This window comes from Streptomyces sp. NPDC051822 (assembly GCF_044452745.1).
GTDB lineage: Bacteria > Actinomycetota > Actinomycetes > Streptomycetales > Streptomycetaceae > Streptomyces.
In genome coordinates this window covers 858,886-878,407 of record NZ_JBITBZ010000001.1, presented here as the reverse complement: position 1 = coordinate 878,407, position 19,522 = coordinate 858,886, and the positions used below count along the sequence as shown (strand labels likewise).

Annotated in this window: 14 protein-coding genes; all 14 read left to right on the top strand. The window is 72.1% G+C overall.

Going from position 1 to position 19,522, the window contains the following annotated elements; genetic code table 11:
• Window positions 1-5 precede the first annotated feature (5 nt).
• Complete coding sequence (locus ACIA8N_RS04005) at window positions 6-1,148, top strand: ATP-binding protein (RefSeq protein WP_365786078.1); 1,143 nt, start codon at window positions 6-8, stop codon at window positions 1,146-1,148.
• A gap of 68 nt (window positions 1,149-1,216) precedes the next feature.
• The gene (locus ACIA8N_RS04000) at window positions 1,217-2,716 is read left to right on the top strand and encodes a folylpolyglutamate synthase/dihydrofolate synthase family protein (protein WP_365786075.1); all 1,500 of its coding nucleotides are present in this window, start codon (window positions 1,217-1,219) and stop codon (window positions 2,714-2,716) included.
• Between the two features lie 5 nt (window positions 2,717-2,721).
• Window positions 2,722-3,087: a DUF4233 domain-containing protein gene (locus ACIA8N_RS03995; RefSeq protein WP_030550529.1), complete on the top strand. Its 366-nt coding sequence runs from the start codon at window positions 2,722-2,724 to the stop codon at window positions 3,085-3,087.
• Window positions 3,088-3,153: 66 nt separating this feature from the next.
• Window positions 3,154-3,567, top strand: a complete 414-nt coding sequence (ndk, locus tag ACIA8N_RS03990) for a nucleoside-diphosphate kinase (RefSeq protein ID WP_030550527.1) — start codon at window positions 3,154-3,156, stop codon at window positions 3,565-3,567.
• Between the two features lie 224 nt (window positions 3,568-3,791).
• Window positions 3,792-4,811 carry a rod shape-determining protein gene (locus ACIA8N_RS03985; RefSeq protein ID WP_030222552.1) on the top strand — a complete coding sequence of 340 codons (1,020 nt, stop codon included), beginning with the start codon at window positions 3,792-3,794 and terminating at the stop codon, window positions 4,809-4,811.
• Window positions 4,812-4,901: 90 nt separating this feature from the next.
• Complete coding sequence (gene mreC / locus ACIA8N_RS03980; RefSeq protein WP_365786071.1) at window positions 4,902-5,918, top strand: rod shape-determining protein MreC; 1,017 nt, start codon at window positions 4,902-4,904, stop codon at window positions 5,916-5,918.
• A complete protein-coding gene (mreD, locus tag ACIA8N_RS03975; protein WP_030550523.1) occupies window positions 5,915-6,583 on the top strand; it encodes a rod shape-determining protein MreD in 669 nt (222 codons plus the stop codon). The genes mreC and mreD overlap by 4 nt, the downstream gene beginning before the upstream one ends.
• Before the next feature lie 19 nt (window positions 6,584-6,602).
• Entirely contained in the window at window positions 6,603-8,786 is a 2,184-nt protein-coding gene (mrdA, locus tag ACIA8N_RS03970) for a penicillin-binding protein 2 (RefSeq protein WP_365786068.1), read from the top strand.
• Window positions 8,787-8,790: 4 nt separating this feature from the next.
• Complete coding sequence (gene rodA / locus ACIA8N_RS03965) at window positions 8,791-9,990, top strand: rod shape-determining protein RodA (RefSeq protein WP_365786066.1); 1,200 nt, start codon at window positions 8,791-8,793, stop codon at window positions 9,988-9,990.
• 19 nt (window positions 9,991-10,009) lie between these two features.
• Window positions 10,010-11,542, top strand: a complete 1,533-nt coding sequence (locus ACIA8N_RS03960; RefSeq protein ID WP_365786064.1) for a CYTH and CHAD domain-containing protein — start codon at window positions 10,010-10,012, stop codon at window positions 11,540-11,542.
• 52 nt (window positions 11,543-11,594) lie between these two features.
• A complete protein-coding gene (locus ACIA8N_RS03955) occupies window positions 11,595-13,523 on the top strand; it encodes a TIGR03960 family B12-binding radical SAM protein (RefSeq protein WP_365786062.1) in 1,929 nt (642 codons plus the stop codon).
• A 69-nt stretch (window positions 13,524-13,592) separates the two neighbouring features.
• Window positions 13,593-14,258, top strand: a complete 666-nt coding sequence (locus ACIA8N_RS03950) for a hypothetical protein (RefSeq protein ID WP_365786060.1) — start codon at window positions 13,593-13,595, stop codon at window positions 14,256-14,258.
• A 225-nt stretch (window positions 14,259-14,483) separates the two neighbouring features.
• On the top strand, window positions 14,484-15,272 hold the full coding sequence (locus ACIA8N_RS03945) for a TIGR03936 family radical SAM-associated protein (RefSeq protein WP_365786059.1): 789 nt from the start codon (window positions 14,484-14,486) through the stop codon (window positions 15,270-15,272).
• 236 nt (window positions 15,273-15,508) lie between these two features.
• Window positions 15,509-19,456, top strand: a complete 3,948-nt coding sequence (locus ACIA8N_RS03940; RefSeq protein ID WP_365786057.1) for an Rne/Rng family ribonuclease — start codon at window positions 15,509-15,511, stop codon at window positions 19,454-19,456.
• Window positions 19,457-19,522: the final 66 nt, after the last annotated feature.

Here is a 19,522-nt window from a genome sequence, read left to right as displayed (position 1 = left end):
AGGGCATGCTCCGCCTCCCCGCCGTCCCCGCGCTGCGCCGCCGCGTGGACCGATGGGCCGGCACCCCCCGCGCGCTCGACGTCGTCGCCGCCCTCAGCGCCTTCGGCCTCATGCTCCTGGACGTGCCGGGGCTCGCCCGCGCCGACAACTCCCTCACCGGCCTCACCGCGACCCTGGTGCTCGCGGCCGGAGCGGCGACCCTGGTGCTCCGGCGCCGATTGCCGGTGCTCCCTTACCTGGTGGCGCTGGTCCTGCTGGGCTGGCTGCACGAGCTGACCATGATCCAGTTCTCGCTGTACTCCATCGGCCGCTTCCGGGGGCGCCGCGCCGCCGTCGTCGCGACCCTGCTGTACGTCGGCGTGGCGTACGCGCTCTTCCAGACGCCAGGCTGGCCCGCCCGGCACGGCGACACCCTCAGCGACTTCCTGAGCCTGGTCGTCCCGATCGGCGTCCTCGCGGCGGGCGTCGGCGTCGCCGCGTACCGGCAGGACCTCGTCCGGGCCCTGGAGGACCAGCGGCGCGAGGCCGCCGCCCGGCAGGCCGTCCAGGAGGAGCGGATCTCCGTCGGCCGGGACGTCCACGACCTGGTCGGCCGTGAGCTGACCGTCCTCGCGGTACGGGCCGAGGTCCTCGCCGTACGGGCCAGGGGAGACGCCCACCGGAAGGACTTCGAGGAACTCGCGGACACCGCCCGGCGCGCCCATCTGATGCTCAACGAGACGATCGTGCGCCGAGCCGACCGGGACGCGGCCACCCCCTGCCTCGAAGGGCTCGCCGCGCTCGCGGGGGAGAGCGAGCGGATGGGCAGCCCCGTGGAGCTCGCGGTCGCCGAGGAGGCCAAGGCGCTGTCGCCGCTGCGGCAGGCCGCCGTCCACCGGGTCGTCCAGGAGTGCCTGACGAACGCGGCCAAGCACGCACCGGGCCTGCCGGTGACGGTCGCGATCACGGTGGAGGGCCCCGGTCTGCGGATCGAGGTCCGCAACCCGCTGCCGAAGACCCCGCCGGACCCGGCCCCCGTCTCGACCGGCACCGGCCTGCTCTCCATGGAGGAGCGGGTCACCAGCATGGGCGGCACGCTCAGGGCCCGCCAGGAGGACGACGGCTACGTGGTGACGGCGCTGCTCCCGACAGGCCTCCCCGGCCCCTAGGGGGTGACCGAAAGTCCCGAAAGGGGTGGGTCCATCGTCCTGTCGGTACCCCTCCGTAGACTGGGCCCGTGAGCGAGCCGAGCGACCCGAGTGACCAGTTCGACGACATCGTCGACGCCGAGACAGACCGAGACCCCGACCTCGCGGTGATCGAGGCCGGCAGCCGTACCCTGCGCACGCAGGCCGGGCCGCCTCCGGGCGACCCCGTCCCCGGCCGGCCCGAGGACCCGGAGCTGGACAAGGCGCTGCGCGAGGTCGAGACCGAGCTGTCCACCCGCTGGGGCGAGACCAAGCTGGAGCCCTCGGTCACCCGGATCGCGGCCCTGATGGACGTCCTCGGCGACCCGCAGCGCGCGTACCCCTCGATCCACATCACCGGCACCAACGGCAAGACGTCGACGGCCCGCATGATCGAGGCCCTGCTCGGCGCCTTCGAGCTCCGCACCGGGCGGTACACCTCGCCGCACGTGCAGACCATCACCGAGCGGATCAGCCTGGACGGCGCCCCGATCTCCGCCGAGCGGTTCGTCGAGACGTACCAGGACGTCAAGCCGTACGTGGAACTGGTCGACGCCCGCGAGGAGTACCGGCTCTCCTTCTTCGAGGTCCTCACCGGAATGGCGTACGCGGCCTTCGCCGACGCCCCGGTCGACGTGGCCGTCGTCGAGGTGGGCATGGGCGGCACCTGGGACGCGACGAACGTCATCGACGCCTCCGTCGCCGTCGTCACCCCGATCGACCTCGACCACACCGACCGGCTCGGCGGGACGACCGGCGAGATCGCCGGCGAGAAGTCCGGGATCATCAAGCAGGGCGCGACCGTGATCCTGGCGCAGCAGCCGGTGGACGCGGCGCAGGTCCTGCTCAAGAAGGCCGTCGAGGCGGACGCCACCGTCGCCCGCGAGGGCATGGAGTTCGGCATCGTCTCCCGCGAGGTCGCGGTCGGCGGGCAGCTCCTCACCCTGCGCGGTCTGGGCGGCGAGTACGACAACGTCTTCCTGCCGCTGCACGGTGCCTACCAGGCGCACAACGCGGCGGTGGCGCTCGCGGCGGTCGAGGCCTTCTTCGGGATCGGCGCCGACCACGCCAGGACCCTGGACCAGGACACGGTCCGCCGGGCCTTCGCCCAGGTGGCCTCGCCCGGACGGCTCGAGATCGTCCGCACCTCCCCGACGGTGCTCCTGGACGCCGCGCACAACCCGCACGGCGCGCGGGCGACGGCGGAGGGCGTCAGCGAGGCCTTCGGCTTCTCGCGGCTGATCGGTGTGGTCTCCACGAGCGGAGACAAGGACGCCAAGGGTCTCCTGGAGGCCTTCGAGCCGATCTTCGCGGAGGTCGTGATCACGGCGAACTCCAACCCGCGGGCCACGGACGTGGACGTGCTCGCCGCGGCCGCGGTCGAGGTCTTCGGCGAGGACCGGGTCGTCGTCGAGCCGCGACTGCCCGACGCCATCGAGGCGGCCATCACCCTCGCGGAGGAAGAGGCCGAGTACGGCGGCGCGGGTGTCCTGGTGACCGGTTCGATCTTCACGGTCGGCGACGCCCGGCTGCTGCTGCGAAGGGGCTGAACGGTATGCGCACGCTCTGTTCGTCGACGCTCATCGGCGAGTTCTTCGTGATCGGTTTCGCCGGGCTCGTCGCCATGAAGGACGACAGCCTCGCGATGTCCACCGTCTGGTGGGTCTGCGGTGTCGCGATGGTCTTCTCGGTGCTGCTGTGCGGGATGGTCACCCGGCCCGGTGGGGTGCAGCTCGGCTGGGCCCTCCAGATCGGCCTGGTCCTCAGCGGCTTCTTCGTCCCGACCATGTTCTTCCTGGGCGCGGTCTTCGCCGGCCTGTGGTGGGCCTCGGTGCACTACGGGCGCCGGATCGACGACATCAAGGCCCGCTGGGCCGAGGCGCAGACCGCCGGGGCCTCGGCAGGGCCTGACGCTGCGTAATCGAGGGGCGTGCGGGGCCTGTAGCCTCGGAGGTCCCGCACACCGCTTTTCCGAAGGAGTTCCCCCGTGAGCCAGCGCACGCTCGTCCTGCTCAAGCCCGACGCCGTCCGCCGTGGCCTGGTCGGCGAGATCATCGGCCGTATCGAGCGCAAGGCCGGCTGGACCCTGGCGGCCCTGGAGCTGCGCGAGCTGGACCAGGAGACCCTGGAGCTGCACTACGGCGAGCACAAGGGCAAGCCCTTCTACGAGCCGCTGATGGGCTTCATGTCCTCCGGTCCCGTCGTCGCGCTCGTCGTCGAGGGCGAGCGGGTCATCGAGGGCGTCCGTCAGCTGGCCGGCCCGACCGACCCGATCGCCGCCGCTCCCGGCTCCATCCGGGGCGACTTCGGCACCATCGTCCGGGAGAACCTGATCCACGCGTCCGACTCGGAGGAGTCCGCCCTCCGCGAGCTGAAGATCTTCTTCCCGGGTCTCGTCTGACCCGAAGAGACTGACCCGGCGTCAGCCGAACGCAGGACCCTGTGGGGCGACCGAAGGAATTCGGTCGCCCCCAGGCATATGAACGCCGATGGCGGGAACGGATCGCCGCGTCCTTCCGTCACCTGTACATGAGGTGGACCACCGCGCGGTATCCGGGCGGGCGGCACTACGATGGAAAACTCCACGCCGCACCACCCTTAGCCATGGGAAACAAGGGGAACTCAATGTCGTTCATCGGCCGTGACATGGCTGTCGACCTCGGGACCGCCAACACGCTGGTGTACGTGAGGGGTCGAGGCATCGTCCTGAACGAGCCGTCCGTCGTCGCCATCAACACCAACACCGGCGGAATCCTCGCGGTCGGCTCCGAGGCGAAGAAGATGATCGGCCGGACCCCCGGCAACATCGTCGCGGTCCGGCCCCTGAAGGACGGCGTCATCGCCGACTTCGAGATCACCGAGCGGATGCTCCGCTACTTCATCCTCAAGATCCACAAGCGCCGCTACCTGGCCCGCCCCCGCGTCGTCGTCTGCGTCCCCTCCGGCATCACCGGAGTCGAGCGCCGCGCCGTCATCGAGGCCTCGACCCAGGCCGGTGCCCGCCAGGTGCACATCATCGAGGAGCCCATGGCGGCGGCCATCGGCGCGGGCCTCCCCGTCCACGAGGCCACCGGCAACATGGTCGTCGACATCGGCGGCGGCACCACCGAGGTCGCGGTCATCTCCCTCGGAGGAATCGTCACGGCACAGTCGATCCGGGTCGCCGGCGACGAGTTGGACAACGCGATCATCCAGCACATCAAGAAGGAGTACTCGCTCCTCCTCGGTGAGCGGACCGCCGAGCAGATCAAGATCACCATCGGCTCCGCGTACGACCTCGACAACGACGAGCACACCGAGATCCGCGGCCGCGACCTCGTCTCCGGCCTCCCCAAGACGGTCGTCATCTCCGCCGCCGAGGTCCGCAAGGCCATCGAGGAGCCGGTCAACGCGATCGTCGACGCCGTGAAGACCACCCTCGACAAGTGCCCGCCGGAGCTGTCCGGTGACGTCATGGACCGCGGCATCGTTCTCACAGGTGGCGGCGCCCTGCTGCGCGGCCTCGACGAACGCCTCCGCCGTGAGACCGGCATGCCGATCCACATCGCCGAGGACCCGCTGGACTCGGTGGCGCTCGGTTCCGGCAAGTGCGTGGAGGAGTTCGAGGCCCTCCAGCAGGTCCTGGACGCCCAGCCGCGCCGCTAAGGGACGGCGTTCACCCGTACGCTCCACCCGCACGCGTTTCACCCGCACAGCCGAACAACCGAACCACGAGGAAAGGCACGGCCGCCGCACGTGAGGGACACACGAGAGAGCCGGCTGCTCCTGGTGCTGCTGATCGCCATCGCGTTCGCACTGATCACGGTGGACATCCGCGGCGGTCAGGAGTCACCCGTCGACGGTGCCCGGCAGGCCGCAGCGGCGGTCTTCGGGCCGGTCGAGAACGGTGTGGCGGCCGCCGTCGATCCCATCGGCAACGCCATAGGCGCGGTCCGGGACTCCGGCGAGCGGCACACCCGGATCGCCGCCCTGGAGAAGGAGAACGCCGAGCTCAAGGCCGAACTCGGCAGCGACGACCGCAACCGCAACCGGCTGCGTGAACTCGACTCCATCCTGAAGACCGCCGGCGCCGGGCAGTACGGCATCAAGGGCGCGCAGGTCATCGCCATAGGAGCGGCCCAGGGCTTCTCCTGGACGGTCACCATCGACATCGGCGCGCGCGACGGCGTCCAGCGGGACATGACCGTCCTCAACGGCTCGGGTCTCGTCGGGCGCGTGACCACCGTCGGCCCCTCGACCTCCACGGTCCTGCTGGCCAACGACCCCGACTTCACCGTCGGCACCCGCATGGAGAAGTCGAACGAACTCGGCTTCGCCACCGGCCAGGGCGACCGGCCGCTGCTTGTCCAGCTGCTCAACGGCAAGGCCAAGGTGAAGGCCGGCGACCGGCTCGTCACCTTCGGCTCCGCGGGCGACAGGCCCTTCGTGCCCGGGGTTCCGGTCGGCGAGATCGTGCGCGTCGACCCGGCGGGGGGCGGCCTGACCCGTAACGTCTACGTCCGTCCGTACGTCGGCTTCACCAGGCTCGACATCGTCGGCGTCGTCGTCCAGGCCCCGCCCTCGGACCCGCGCGACACGGTCCTGCCGCAGAAGCCCAAGCCCGCTCCGACCGTCACCGTGACGGTCACGCCACCGCCACCGGACGGCCAGGCGAACCAGCAGAACCAGGGCGAGAACCAGACGCGGGACCAGGGCCTGAACCAGGGTCAGAACCAGCAGGCACCGCAGGACCAGGGGGACGCGACACCGTGAAGTTCAACCGCATCCTCCTCTCAGCGACCCTGATCGTGGTGGCCCTGGTCGTCCAGGTCTCCGTCCTCGCCCGCCTCCAGCTCCCCGGAGCCGTCCCCGACCTGGTCCTCCTCACCGTCGTCGGCCTCGCCCTCGTCTACGGACCCGTCAGCGGCTCCCTGATCGGCTTCAGCGCCGGCCTCCTCGCCGACCTCGCCCCGCCCGCCGACCACGCCGCCGGGCGGTACGCCCTCGTGCTGTGCGTCATCGGCTACCTCGTCGGCCTGGCCCGGCCGGAGAACGGCCGGCTGACGTCCGCCGCCGGCCCCATGGCGGTCGTCGTCGCGGCGGCCGTCGGCTCCACCCTCCTGTACGCGGGTGTGGGCGCCCTCGTCGGCGACACCGCCGCCCGCCACGTCGGCCTGGGCTTCCTGCTGTTCACGGCCGCCGTCTACGACCTGCTCCTCGCGCCCTTCACGGTGCCGCTCATCATGGCGCTGGCCCGCAGAGCGGAGAACGACCCGCTCGCCGACGCCGGCGGGGGCAACGGCACCGACGTGGCCTCCGGCTGGCTCTCGTCGGGCACCGGCCTGCGGATCGGCACCCAGCGCGGCGGCCTGCGGGTGAAGACCGCCCGGAGCCGCGCCTCACGGGCCGGACGCATCAAGGGAGTCAAGCGACTGTGACCGAGGGGGCACCGGCGGTATGAGCAACATCCCCGAGACAGGACGGACCCCCCGGGTCCAGATCCGGCTCGTCGTCATCCAGATCCTCGTCTTCTCGCTGCTGCTGACCCTGGGGGGCCGGCTCTGGTACCTCCAGATCCGCAACGGCAAGGAGTACACGGACGAGGCGAAGAACAACCACGTCCAGCAGGTCGTGCAGCCCGCCGTGCGCGGCTCCGTCCTCGACGCCCGCGGCGTCCCGCTCGCCGACAACGAGACCCGGCTCGTCGTCTCCGCGTCCCGCACCGAGCTGATGAAGATGAAGGACCGGGGCAAGGGCGTCCTGACCCGGCTCGCCGGTGTCCTGGAGATGAAGCCCGACGAGGTCATCAACAAGATCCGGCTCTGCGACTCCAAGACCCCGAAGCCCTGCTGGAACGGTTCGCCCTACCAGCCGATCCCGGTCACCGACGACGCCACCACCCAGCAGGCGCTGACGATCCGTGAGGCCTCCGAGGACTTCCCCGGCATCACCGCCGAGCCCACCGCCGTCCGCCGCTACCCCGCGCCCGGCAAGGCCCGTACGGCCCAGGTGCTCGGCTACCTCTCGCCCGTCACCGACGGGGAGATCGAGAAGGCCAAGGACAGCGACTCGCCGTTCCTCCGCTCCGACCAGGTCGGCCGCTCCGGCATCGAGCGCACCTACGACAAGGAGCTGCGCGGCAAGGCGGGCGTGACCCGCTACGAGGTGGACAACCTCGGCCGCGTCATGGGCCAGACGAAGTCCGACCCGGGCGTCGCCGGCTCCACCCTCGTCACCAGCATCGACGCCCGCGTCCAGGCCGTCGCCGAGTACGAGCTGAACGCGGCGATGAAGCTCGTACGGGGCGAGACCGACAAGATCACCGGCCGCAAGTACGAGGCCGACGCCGGCGCCGTCGTCGTCATGGAGACCAAGACCGGCCGTGTCGTCGCGATGGCCTCCCAGCCCGACTACGACCCCAACGCCTGGGTCGGCGGCATCTCCGCCAAGGACTACGCCGCGATGACCAGCAAGGGGTCCAACTACCCGCTGCTCAACCGGGCGATCCAGGGCCAGGCGCCCGCGGGCTCCATCTTCAAGGTGGTGTCGGCGAGCGCCGCGGTGCGGGCCGGCCACGACTTCAACGACAAGTACAACTGCAGCAGCTCCTACAGCCTCGGCAGCCGCAGCTTCGCCAACTTCGAGTCCAAGGGCCACGGCCCCATCACGCTCGGCGAGGCGCTCAAGTTCTCCTGCAACACCGTCTTCTACGCCCTCGGTCACCAGGAGTGGCAGCGCGACGGCGGCCTCAAGGCCAAGCCGGGCGCCCACGACTGGTTCTACAAGACCGCCCGCGACTTCGGCCTCGGCTCCGAGACCGGCATCGACCTCCCCAACGAGGTCACGGGCCGCATCCCGGACCGCCAGTGGAAGCAGAACTTCTGGGAGGCGAACAAGGACGCCTGGTGCAAGCAGGGCAAGAAGGGCGGCAGCTACGTCGAGCAGATCGCGTACGAGAGCTGCCTCGAAGGCAACCAGCTGAAGGCCTACGACAGCATCAACTTCGCCATCGGCCAGGGAGACGTCCTCGTCACCCCGATCCAGATGGCCACCGCCTACTCCGCGATCTCCAACGGCGGCACCCTCTTCAACCCCACCGTCGGCAAGGCCGTGATCAGCCCGGACGGCAAGTCGGTCCGGGAGATCAAGCCCACCGCCCACGGCAAGCTGCCCGTCGGCGCCCAGACGATCCGCGACCTCGACAAGGGCCTGCGCTCCGTCGTCGAACCCGGCGGCACCGCCGCCTGGCGGTTCGGCGGCTGGCCCCAGGACAAGATCCCGATGCGGGCCAAGACCGGCACCGCCCAGGTCTACGGCAAGCAGACCACCTCGTGGCTGGCGACGTACACCGACGACTTCACCATCGTCATGACGATCTCCCAGGGCGGCACCGGCTCCGGCGCCTCGGGACCCGCCGTGCGCAACATCTACGACGCCCTCTACGGCCTCGACGACGCGGGCAACCAGGACCTCAAGCGGGCCCTGCTGCCCAAGCCGCAGAAGGCCCTGCCGAAGATCAACGCCGACGGCACCATCGACGCCCCCGACATCAAGCCGTACGACCCCAAGGCGCAGCTGGTCGACCCCGCCGACGGCGGCGTGCCTCCGCTCGCGGGCCCGCCTCCCCACCTGAGGGACTGACACGATGACGACCCGCACGAGCTTCTCCGTGTCCCGTTACGCCCCCGACCGCGGGCCGGTCGCACGCCTCACCGCCCGGGACTCCGTGCTGCGCCGGCTCGACTGGCCGATCCTCCTGTCGGCGCTGGCGCTGTCCCTCCTCGGCGCCCTGCTCGTCTGGTCCGCCACCCGCGGCCGCACCGAGCTCAACCAGGGCGACCCGTACTACTTCCTCTTCCGCCACCTGCTCAACACCGGCATCGGGCTCGTCCTGATGGCCGGCACGATCTGGCTCGGCCACCGCACCCTGCGCGGGGCCGTGCCGGTCCTCTACACCCTTTCGATCGTGCTCATCCTCGCCGTGCTCACCCCGCTCGGCGCCACGATCAACGGCGCCCACGCGTGGATCGTGATCGGCGGCGGCTTCTCGCTCCAGCCCAGCGAGTTCGTGAAGATCACGATCATCCTGATCATGGCGGTGCTGCTCGCCGCCAAGGTCGACGCGGGCGACCAGGTCCACCCCGACCACCGCACCGTCGCCAAGGCCCTCGTCCTCGCCGCCCTGCCCATGGGCATCGTCATGCTGATGCCCGACCTCGGCTCGGTCATGGTCATGGCCGTCATCGTGCTCGGCGTCCTGCTCGCCTCCGGCGCCTCCAACCGCTGGGTCCTCGGTCTGATCGGCGCCGGCGTCGGCGGCGCGGTGCTCGTCACCGCGCTCGGCATGCTCGACGAGTACCAGATCAACCGCTTCGCCGCCTTCGCCAACCCCGAGCTCGACCCCGCCGGCGTCGGCTACAACACCAACCAGGCGCGCATCGCGATCGGCTCCGGCGGTCTGTACGGCACGGGCCTCTTCAAGGGACACCAGACCAGCGGCCAGTTCGTGCCCGAACAGCAGACCGACTTCATCTTCACCGTCGCGGGGGAGGAGCTCGGCTTCGTCGGCGCAGGCCTCATCCTCGTCCTCCTCGGCGTCGTCCTCTGGCGTGCCTGCCGCATCGCCCGCGAGACCACCGAGCTCTACGGCACGATCGTCGCCGCGGGGATCATCGCCTGGTTCGCCTTCCAGTCCTTCGAGAACATCGGCATGACCCTCGGCATCATGCCGGTCGCCGGCCTGCCCCTTCCCTTCGTCTCGTACGGCGGCTCGTCGATGTTCGCGGTCTGGGTGGCGATCGGGCTGCTCCAGTCGATCAGGGTGCAACGGCCCATGACGGCCTGACCGACGCTAGATTCGAGGTATGGCCGAGACGAAACGCGAGATCGAGCGGAAGTACGAAGCCACCGGAGAGACCCCGGTACCGGACCTCGCACGGGTCCCCGGGGTCGGGGCCGTCGTGGACCGGGGCGTCATGGAACTCGACGCCGTCTACTACGACACGCCCGACCTGCGCCTCGCCGCCGACGCACTGACGCTGCGCCGCCGCACCGGAGGGGACGACGCCGGCTGGCACCTCAAGTTCCCCGTCGGCACCGGGATCCGCGACGAGATCAGGGCCCCGCTGGCCGACACCCTGCCGGGTGAGCTGGCGGGGCTGCTGCGTTCCCGGGTCCGCGGCGGCGAGGTCGTCCCCGTCGTCCGGCTCCGCTCCGCACGGGACGTCCGCCACCTCGTGGACGCGGACGGCACCCTCCTCGCCGAACTGTCCGTCGACACCGTCCACGCCGAACGGCTGCCGAAGGGCAAGGGTGAGGGCAAGGGCCGGGAGGCGACCTGGACCGAGATCGAGGTCGAGCTCGCGGACGGCACCGACCCCGCGCTCCTCGACGCCGTCGAGAAGCGCCTCGGGAAGAAGGGCATCAAGCCCTCGGCCTCCGCGTCGAAACTGGCCAGGGCCCTCGCGGACACGGGAGACGAGCCCCGCACACAGGCCGCTCCGGGGGAGCCGGGCACCGCCGCAGCCGCCGTCCTCGCCTACGCACGCCGGCAGATCGAAGCGATCGTCACCCAGGACCCCGCCGTACGGCGCGACCTGCCCGACGCCGTCCACCAGATGCGCGTCGCCTGCCGCCGGCTGCGCAGCGCCTTCAAGACGTACCGGCGCGTCCTCGACCGGGACGTCACCGACCCCCTCGGCGAGGAACTGAAGTGGCTCGCCGGGGAGCTCGGCGTCGCCCGCGACCAGGAGGTCCTCGACGAGCGGCTGCGCGCCCGCGTCGACGACCTCCCGCGCACCCTCGTCCTCGGCCCGGTCAAGGCCCGGCTGCGCCGCAGGGACGCCGCCCGGGGCAGGAGCGCCCGGCACCAGGCCCTCGCCGCGCTGGACTCCGCCCGCTACCTCTCCCTCCTCGACGGCCTCGACGCGCTCCTCGCCGACCCGCCGCTGCGCAAGGCCGCGGGCAGGGACGCGGAGAAGGTCCTCGCCAAGGCCGTCCGCAAGGACCACGGCAGGCTCGCCACCCGGATCGAGCGGGCCCTCGCCCTCGACCCGGGGGAGGAGCGCGACCTCGCCCTGCACGAGGCCCGCAAGGCCGCCAAGCGGGCCCGGTACGCGGCCGACGCGGCCCGCCCCACCCTCGGAAAGCCCGCCAAGCGGCTCTCGAAACGGGTGAAGGCGGTCCAGTCCCTGCTCGGTGAGCACCAGGACGCCGTCGTCGCCCGCGGCGCCGTGCGTGAGCTCGGTCTCGTGGCCCACGGCGTCGGCGAATCGGCCTTCACCTGGGGACTTCTGTACGGACACGAGGAGGCCGCGGCCGAGGCCGCCGAGCGCGAGCTGCCGGAGGTCTGGGCCCGGGCGTCGGCCCCGGGGCTCACGGCGGCACTGACCCGCTGAGCACCGGGGTACGCTTGAGAGTCGCCCCCCTGCCAGCTCACGAAGGTTCGAGATGTCTGCTGCCGAGTCTGTCTTCCCGCAGCTCGAAGCTCTGCTCCCGCACGTGCAGAAGCCGATTCAGTACGTCGGTGGAGAGCTGAACTCCACGGTCAAGCCGTGGGAGTCCGCCGACGTCCGCTGGGCGCTGATGTACCCGGACGCGTACGAGGTCGGACTGCCCAACCAGGGCGTCATGATCCTTTACGAGGTGCTGAACGAGCGCGAGGGCGTCCTCGCCGAGCGCACCTACAGCGTGTGGCCGGACCTCGAAGAGCTGATGCGCGAGCACAAGGTCCCGCAGTTCACGGTGGACAGCCACCGGCCCGTCGGCGCCTTCGACGTCTTCGGCCTCAGCTTCTCCACCGAGCTGGGCTACACCAACATGCTCACCGCCCTCGACCTGGCCGGCATCCCGCTGGAGTCCAAGGACCGGACCGTCGACCACCCGATCGTGCTCGCGGGCGGCCACGCGGCCTTCAACCCCGAGCCGATCGCGGACTTCATCGACGCGGCGATCATCGGCGACGGCGAGCAGGCCGTCCTCGACATGACCGAGATCGTCCGCGCGTGGAAGGCGGAGGGCAGGCCGGGCGGCCGCGAGGAGGTCCTCTTCCGCCTCGCGAGGACCGGCTCGGTCTACGTCCCGCGCTTCTACGACGTCGAGTACCTCCCGGACGGCCGCATCGGCCGGGTCGTCCCGAACAAGTCGGGCGTTCCCTGGCGCGTGTCGAAGCACACCGTCATGGACCTCGACGAGTGGCCGTACCCCAAGCAGCCCCTCGTCCCGCTCGCGGAGACCGTCCACGAGCGCATGTCCGTCGAGATCTTCCGCGGCTGCACCCGAGGCTGCCGCTTCTGCCAGGCCGGCATGATCACGCGCCCCGTGCGGGAGCGAAGCATCACCGGCATCGGCGAGATGGTCGAGAAGGGCCTCAAGGCGACGGGCTTCGAGGAGGTCGGCCTGTTGTCCCTCTCGTCCGCGGACCACACCGAGATCGGCGAGATCGCGAAGGGCCTGGCGGACCGCTACACGGAGGACAAGGTCGGCCTGTCCCTCCCCTCGACCCGCGTGGACGCCTTCAACGTCGACCTGGCCAACGAGCTGACGAGGAACGGCCGCCGATCCGGCCTCACCTTCGCCCCCGAGGGCGGCTCCGAGCGCATGCGCAAGGTCATCAACAAGATGGTCTCGGAGGAGGACCTCATCCGGACCGTCTCCACCGCGTACGGCAACGGCTGGCGCCAGGTGAAGCTGTACTTCATGTGCGGCCTGCCGACGGAGACCGACGAGGACGTCCTCCAGATCGCCGACATGGCGATGAACGTGATCGCCGAGGGCCGCAAGGTCTCCGGCCAGAACGACATCCGCTGCACCGTCTCCATCGGCGGCTTCGTCCCCAAGCCGCACACCCCCTTCCAGTGGGCGCCGCAGCTCTCCGCCGAGGAGACCGACGAGCGTCTGCGCAAGCTCCGCGACAAGATCCGCGGTGACAAGAAGTACGGCCGCTCGATCGGTTTCCGCTACCACGACGGCAAGCCCGGCATCGTCGAGGGCCTCCTCTCCCGCGGCGACCGCCGCATCGGCGCGGTCATCCGCGCGGTGTACGAGGACGGCGGCCGTTTCGACGGCTGGCGCGAGCACTTCTCGTACGACCGCTGGATGGCCTGCGCCGAGAAGACGCTCCCCGACTTCGGCGTGGACGTCGCCTGGTACACCACCCGCGAGCGCACCTACGAGGAGGTCCTGCCCTGGGACCACCTGGACTCCGGCCTCGACAAGGACTGGCTCTGGGAGGACTGGCAGGACTCGCTCGACGAGACCGAGGTCGAGGACTGCCGCTGGACCCCCTGCTTCGACTGCGGCGTCTGCCCCGCGATGCAGACCGAGATCCAGGTCGGCCCGACGGGCAAGAAGCTGCTGCCCCTTTCGGTGATCAAGTAATCGCGTAACGCTCTGGTGACGGCCCGGCAAAGGGGAAACTCTTTGCCGGGCCGTCGCGTCATTCTCGGCATGAACACGGAGATGCCCAGGTCGCAGCCCCCTCACGAGCCCGCGGGCTGTCTCACCGGAGTGGCGAGGGCGATCGCCCTCGTCGTCGTCCTGCCGGTCCGGCTGGTCTGGGACGCCCTCGTCTGGTGCCTGAAGCAGCTGTGGCGCTGGGTCCTCGCCCCGATCGGCCGAGCCCTCGGCTGGCTGATCGAGTACCTGATCGTCATCCCACTGCGCTGGCTGTGGGAATGGGTCGTCGTCCCCGTCGCCCGAGCCCTGTGGTGGGTGCTCGACCTGCTGATCGTCACCCCGCTCGGCTGGCTCTGGCGCTGGGTCCTCCTGCCCGTCGGGCGAGCCCTGTGGTGGGTCGTCGACCTGCTGGTCGTCACTCCGCTCAGCTGGCTCTGGCAGTACGTCCTCGCCCCCGTGGGCCGCGCGATCGGAGCGGCGCTCGCCTGGGCCTGGCGGATCGCAGGACAGATCTCGCGGGCCGTCGGCCGGGCGGTCGGATGGGTGCTGTGGCACGCGATCGGCCGCCCCGTCGCCTGGGTGTACCGGGTGATCCTCACGCCCGTCGGCCACTGGCTGCGGACCTGGGTCTGGAGGCCCGTCGCCGCCGTCGCGCGCGCCGTCCGCAACGCCGCCCGGGAGGTGCGTGTCGCCCTCTTCGGCGGGCCGTCCCGCTGACCTCGGGGAACCGCAGGTGGCTCAGGCGCGTACTCTGGGTAGTACAACGAACGTCCCCGGCGCGGCGCCCGCCCCCGAGATCTCCCCGCGAAAGCGGGGGTGAACCGGGCGGGACTCCCGGGGCCACCCGCACATCTCGTGGACGGCGTCACCCCCGCCGCCCCGCACCGAGGAGAAGAACCACTGGGCAAGCGACAGCCCGAAGGCCCGCCGCCCGCACCGGCGGTGCAGCGCATCCGACTGCGCTACACCAAGCGCGGCCGCCTCCGGTTCACCAGCCACCGTGACTTCCAGCGCGCTTTCGAGCGTGCCCTGCGCCGTGCCGAGGTGCCCATGGCGTACTCGGCCGGCTTCACCCCGCACCCCAAGGTGTCGTACGCCAACGCCGCCCCTACGGGTACGGGCTCCGAGGCCGAATACCTGGAGATCGCCCTCACCGAGACGCGCGACCCGGAGACCCTCCGGGCCCTGCTCGACGAGTCCCTCCCGGCCGGCCTCGACATCACCGACGCCGTCGAGGCCAGGACCTCGGGCCTCGCAGACCGGCTCACCGCCTCCGTGTGGGAGCTGCGGCTCGAAGGCGTCACCGTCGAGGACGCGACGAAGGCCGTCGAGGCGTTTCTCGCGGCCGAGACCGTGGAAGTACAGCGCAAGACCAAGAACGGCGTCCGCACCTTCGACGCGCGCTCCGCGGTCACCGAGCTGACGGCAGCCCGTCCCCAGGGCGATCCCCAGGGTGATGCGCCGCCGGACAGCGCCTGTGCGATACTGCGCCTGGTTGTTCGGCACGTGACACCTGCCGTGCGACCCGACGACGTCCTGTCCGGTCTCCGAGCCGTGGCCGACCTGGCGCCGCCGGTCCCCGCTGCGGTGACCAGGCTGGCGCAGGGGCTCTTCGACGAGGAGTCCGGCACGGTGACCGACCCGCTCGCGCCCGACCGCGAGGCAGTCAAGGCCGCATCTACCACGGCCGCCGCGACCGCCTCTGCGACGGCGCCGGGTGGCACCGCGTAGGGAGCGGTCGTCGTAGCGCAGCCCTGGTACTCGGGAGCCACCTGGGTCGGGCCGCGCACTGACCACAAGACTTTCGCCAGGCCGTCCGCACAGGGCGTACGGAACCGGCGAGCCAGACATAGAGCTCCCGTGCGGCGCCCGCGCCCCGGACGGCGGCACCGCGCCACAGGCGCGACTCGTGCCGCCGGACCGGAACCAGGCGCGGCGCCCGGGAGCGTGACGGGAGAACCGCCCGCATGCCCGAGTCCAACGAAGACGTCAACGCCCCCGGTGACAAGCTGCCGCCGCGCCGCAGGCGCCGCGCCGCTTCCCGCCCCGCCGGTCCGCCGGTGACGGGCGCGACCGCCGAATCCACCGAGACCACGGTCGTCGAGACCGCACCCGCCGCCGAGGCCGCCCCGGCCGCCGAGGCCGACGCAGCACCCGCCCCGCGCACCCGCCGCCGGGCCACCCGCAAGGCCACCGCACCGGTCGCCGAGGCCGCCCCGGCCGCCGCCGTGGAGAGCCCGGAGCCGGTCGTCGAGACCGCCGCGGCCGAGGCCGTCGAGGAGGCCCCCGAGGCCGCCCCCGCCCGCCCGCGCCGCCGCGCCACCCGTAAGGCCACCTCGCCAGTGACCTCCCCGGCCGCCGCCGACGAGCCCGCGGAGGCCGTCGCCCAGACGCCCGAGGCCGCCCCGGCCGCCGAGGCCGTCGAGGAGGCCCCCGAGGCCGCTCCGCCGGCCCGGACCCGCCGCCGCGCCACCCGCAAGGCCACCGCTCCGGCCGGCGCCCCCGCCGCCGCGGAGGAGACCGTGGCCGCGGCCCCCGCCGAGCCGGTCGCGGCCGCCGAGCCGGTCGCGCCTGCCGCCGAGGCCGCGGAGGAGGCCGCCGCGCCCGCTCCGCGTACCCGCCGCCGTGCCACCCGTCAGGCCACCTCGCCCGAGGCGACCACCGAGGCGCCCGCCGAGGCCCCCGCCGCCGGTGAGTCGCTGCCGACGTCGACCGTCGCGCAGATCGCCGCCGAAGAGGCCGAGGTCACCGCCGCCGAGACCGCCGCCACCCGTGGCCGCGGCCGCCGTCGCGCGACCTCCCCGCAGTTCACCTCCGAGCCGGCCCCGGTCCGGGAGACGCGCCGTGCGGCGCGCCCCGCCGTCGCCGTCTTCCAGGCCCCGGTCTTCGCGGAGCCGATGTTCCAGACGCCGGAGACCGCGGCCGCCGCGGCCGCCGCCGGTGTGGCGGAGCCGGAGGACGAGGAGACGGTCGAGGAGATCGAGCCCGCCGAGGCCGCGGCCGAGGCCGTGGAGGCCCCCGAGCCCGCCGAGACCGGCGGACGTCGTCGCCGTCGCCGCCGTGGCGAGCCCGTCGCCGTCGAGCCCGTCCCGGCCACCGTCGCCGACGAGCCCGAGGTCGAGGCCGTCTCCGACGAGATCGACGAGTCCGTCGAGACGGACGAGCCCGAGGCGGCCGCGGAGGCCGAGGACGCGGACGAGTACGAGGACCGCCCCTCCCGCCGTCGCCGCCGTGGCGGCCGTCGCCGCCGTCGCGGTGAGCTCGCCGAGGTCGACGAGGCCGAGGAGGGCGAGGAGCCGCACGCGGAGGACGAGTCCGCCGAGGCCGAGGAGGGCGAGGAGGAGCCGGACGACGCCGACGCGTTCGCCGGCGGCTCCAGCAGCTCCCGCCGCCGTCGCCGCCGCCGCCGTCGCAGCGGGGACGCCTCCGCCGACGTCGAGGGCGCCGAGGAGGAGGGCGTTCGCACGGTCGTCAAGGTCCGCGAGCCCCGCCCGGCCCGCGAGAAGGCCGAGCCCGGCACCGGCGCCGACGAGGTCCAGTCCATCAAGGGCTCGACCCGCCTTGAGGCCAAGAAGCAGCGCCGCCGCGAGGGTCGCGAGCAGGGCCGCCGCCGCGTCCCGATCATCACCGAGGCCGAGTTCCTGGCCCGCCGTGAGGCCGTCGAGCGCGTCATGGTCGTCCGCCAGAACGGCGAGCGCACCCAGATCGGCGTTCTGGAAGACAACGTGCTCGTCGAGCACTACGTCAACAAGGAGCAGGCCACCTCGTACGTCGGCAACGTCTACCTGGGCAAGGTCCAGAACGTCCTGCCGTCCATGGAGGCCGCCTTCGTCGACATCGGCAAGGGCCGCAACGCGGTCCTGTACGCCGGCGAGGTCAACTTCGAGGCCCTCGGCATGGGCAACGGCCCCCGCCGCATCGAGACCGCCCTCAAGTCCGGCCAGCCGGTCCTCGTCCAGGTGACGAAGGACCCGATCGGCCACAAGGGCGCCCGTCTCACCAGCCAGGTCTCGCTGCCCGGCCGCTACCTCGTGTACGTGCCCGAGGGCTCGATGACCGGCATCAGCCGCAAGCTCCCCGACACCGAGCGCGCCCGTCTGAAGACCATCCTCAAGAAGATCGTCCCCGAGGACGCGGGCGTCATCGTGCGCACCGCCGCCGAGGGCGCGAGCGAGGACGAGCTGCGCCGTGACGTCGAGCGTCTGCAGGCGCAGTGGGAGGACATCCAGAAGAAGGCGAAGAGCGGCAACGCCCCGACGCTGCTCTACGGCGAGCCGGACATGACCGTCCGGGTCGTCCGCGACATCTTCAACGAGGACTTCTCCAAGGTCATCGTCAGCGGTGACGACGCGTGGGAGACCATCCACGGGTACGTCCACCACGTCGCCCCCGACCTGACCGACCGCCTGTCCCGGTGGACGAGCGAGGTCGACGTCTTCGCGACGTACCGGATCGACGAGCAGCTCATGAAGGCGCTCGACCGCAAGGTCTGGCTGCCGAGCGGCGGCTCGCTGGTGATCGACAAGACCGAGGCGATGATCGTCGTCGACGTCAACACCGGCAAGTTCACCGGCCAGGGCGGCAACCTCGAAGAGACCGTGACGAGGAACAACCTCGAAGCGGCCGAGGAGATCGTGCGCCAGCTGCGGCTGCGCGACCTCGGCGGCATCGTCGTCATCGACTTCATCGACATGGTCCTGGAGTCCAACCGCGACCTGGTGCTCCGCCGCCTCCTGGAGTGCCTGGGCCGCGACCGGACCAAGCACCAGGTGGCCGAGGTCACCTCGCTCGGCCTGGTCCAGATGACCCGCAAGCGGGTCGGCCAGGGCCTCCTGGAGTCCTTCTCCGAGACCTGCGTCCACTGCAACGGCCGCGGTGTCATCGTCCACATGGAGCAGCCGACCACCGCCGGCGGCGGTGGCGGCGGCAAGCGTGCAAAGAAGCGCGGCCGCGGCGGCGCCGAGCACGTCCACGAGCACGAGCACGAGCACGCCGAGGTGACCGAGACCGAGGCCGACGTCCTGGAGACCGAGGCCGAGGTCGCGGCCGAGCTGGCCGCGCCCATCGCGCTGCCCGAGCCGATCGCCGCCGACGAGGAGCTGTACGGCTCCATCGCCGAGGCCGAGGCCGCCGCCACGCGCGGTCGTGGCCGTCGTCGTGCGACCCGCAGGGTGTCCGCGCCGGTCGCCGCGCGGCCGGTCGTGGAGACCGAGGCGGTCGACTTCGAGGCGAAGCCGAAGGCCGAGCCAAGGCGCGAGCCGAAGCCGGAGCCCGTCGCGGCGCCGGAGCCGGTCGCCGAGCCGGTCGTCGAGCCCGTGGCCGAGCCGGTCGTCGAGTCCGTGGCCGAGCCGGTGGTCGAGGAGACCCCGGCCCCGGCCCCGCGTGGCCGTCGCCGTGCCACCCGCCGGGTGACCTCCCCGGTCGTCTCGACCACGGAGCCGGCCGCCGAGCCGGCCCCGGAGCCGGCCGTCGCGCCGGTCGTCGAGGCCGCCCCGGAGCCGGAGCCCGCCGTGGCGCCGGTCGCCGAGCCCGTCGCCGAGCCCGTCGTCGAGGAGGCCCCCGTGGCCGCCCCGCCGCGTGCCCGTCGCCGGGTGGTCCGTAAGGCCACCGCGCCCGCCGGTTCGCCCTCGGGCGCCGAGGAAGCGGCGGTCGTCGTGGTGACCACGGCCCCGGCCGAGGCCGCCGAGGCGCCCGCGGAGGCCGCGGAAGCGGTCACCGAGGCACCCGCCGAGGACGAGGCCGCCCCCGCCAAGAAGACGGCGGCGCGCAAGACCGCGGCGAAGAAGGCCACGGCCAAGAAGGCCGCCACCAAGAAGACGGCGGCGACCAAGAAGACCGCGGCGAAGAAGACCACCGCCAAGAAGGCCCCGGCCAAGAAGGCGGCGGAGAAGACCGCCGCCCCGGCCCAGGACTGACCGGCGGGTACGGGCCGCTCCTCCGGGGGCGGCCCGTACCGCACGGGCGAATTTGACCCCCCGAGG

Bases quoted from the DNA above. Each gene is read 5' to 3' on its own strand.
- ACIA8N_RS03960 (WP_365786064.1), top strand. From the start codon at position 10,010: ATGGCCGAGACGAAACGCGAGATCGAGCGGAAGTACGAAGCCACCGGA.
- mrdA (WP_365786068.1), top strand. From the start codon at position 6,603: ATGAGCAACATCCCCGAGACAGGACGGACCCCCCGGGTCCAGATCCGG.
- ACIA8N_RS03985 (WP_030222552.1), top strand. From the start codon at position 3,792: ATGTCGTTCATCGGCCGTGACATGGCTGTCGACCTCGGGACCGCCAAC.
- ACIA8N_RS04005 (WP_365786078.1), top strand. From the start codon at position 6: ATGCTCCGCCTCCCCGCCGTCCCCGCGCTGCGCCGCCGCGTGGACCGA.
- ACIA8N_RS03995 (WP_030550529.1), top strand. From the start codon at position 2,722: ATGCGCACGCTCTGTTCGTCGACGCTCATCGGCGAGTTCTTCGTGATC.
- ACIA8N_RS03950 (WP_365786060.1), top strand. From the start codon at position 13,593: ATGAACACGGAGATGCCCAGGTCGCAGCCCCCTCACGAGCCCGCGGGC.
- rodA (WP_365786066.1), top strand. From the start codon at position 8,791: ATGACGACCCGCACGAGCTTCTCCGTGTCCCGTTACGCCCCCGACCGC.
- ACIA8N_RS03940 (WP_365786057.1), top strand. From the start codon at position 15,509: ATGCCCGAGTCCAACGAAGACGTCAACGCCCCCGGTGACAAGCTGCCG.
- ACIA8N_RS03955 (WP_365786062.1), top strand. From the start codon at position 11,595: ATGTCTGCTGCCGAGTCTGTCTTCCCGCAGCTCGAAGCTCTGCTCCCG.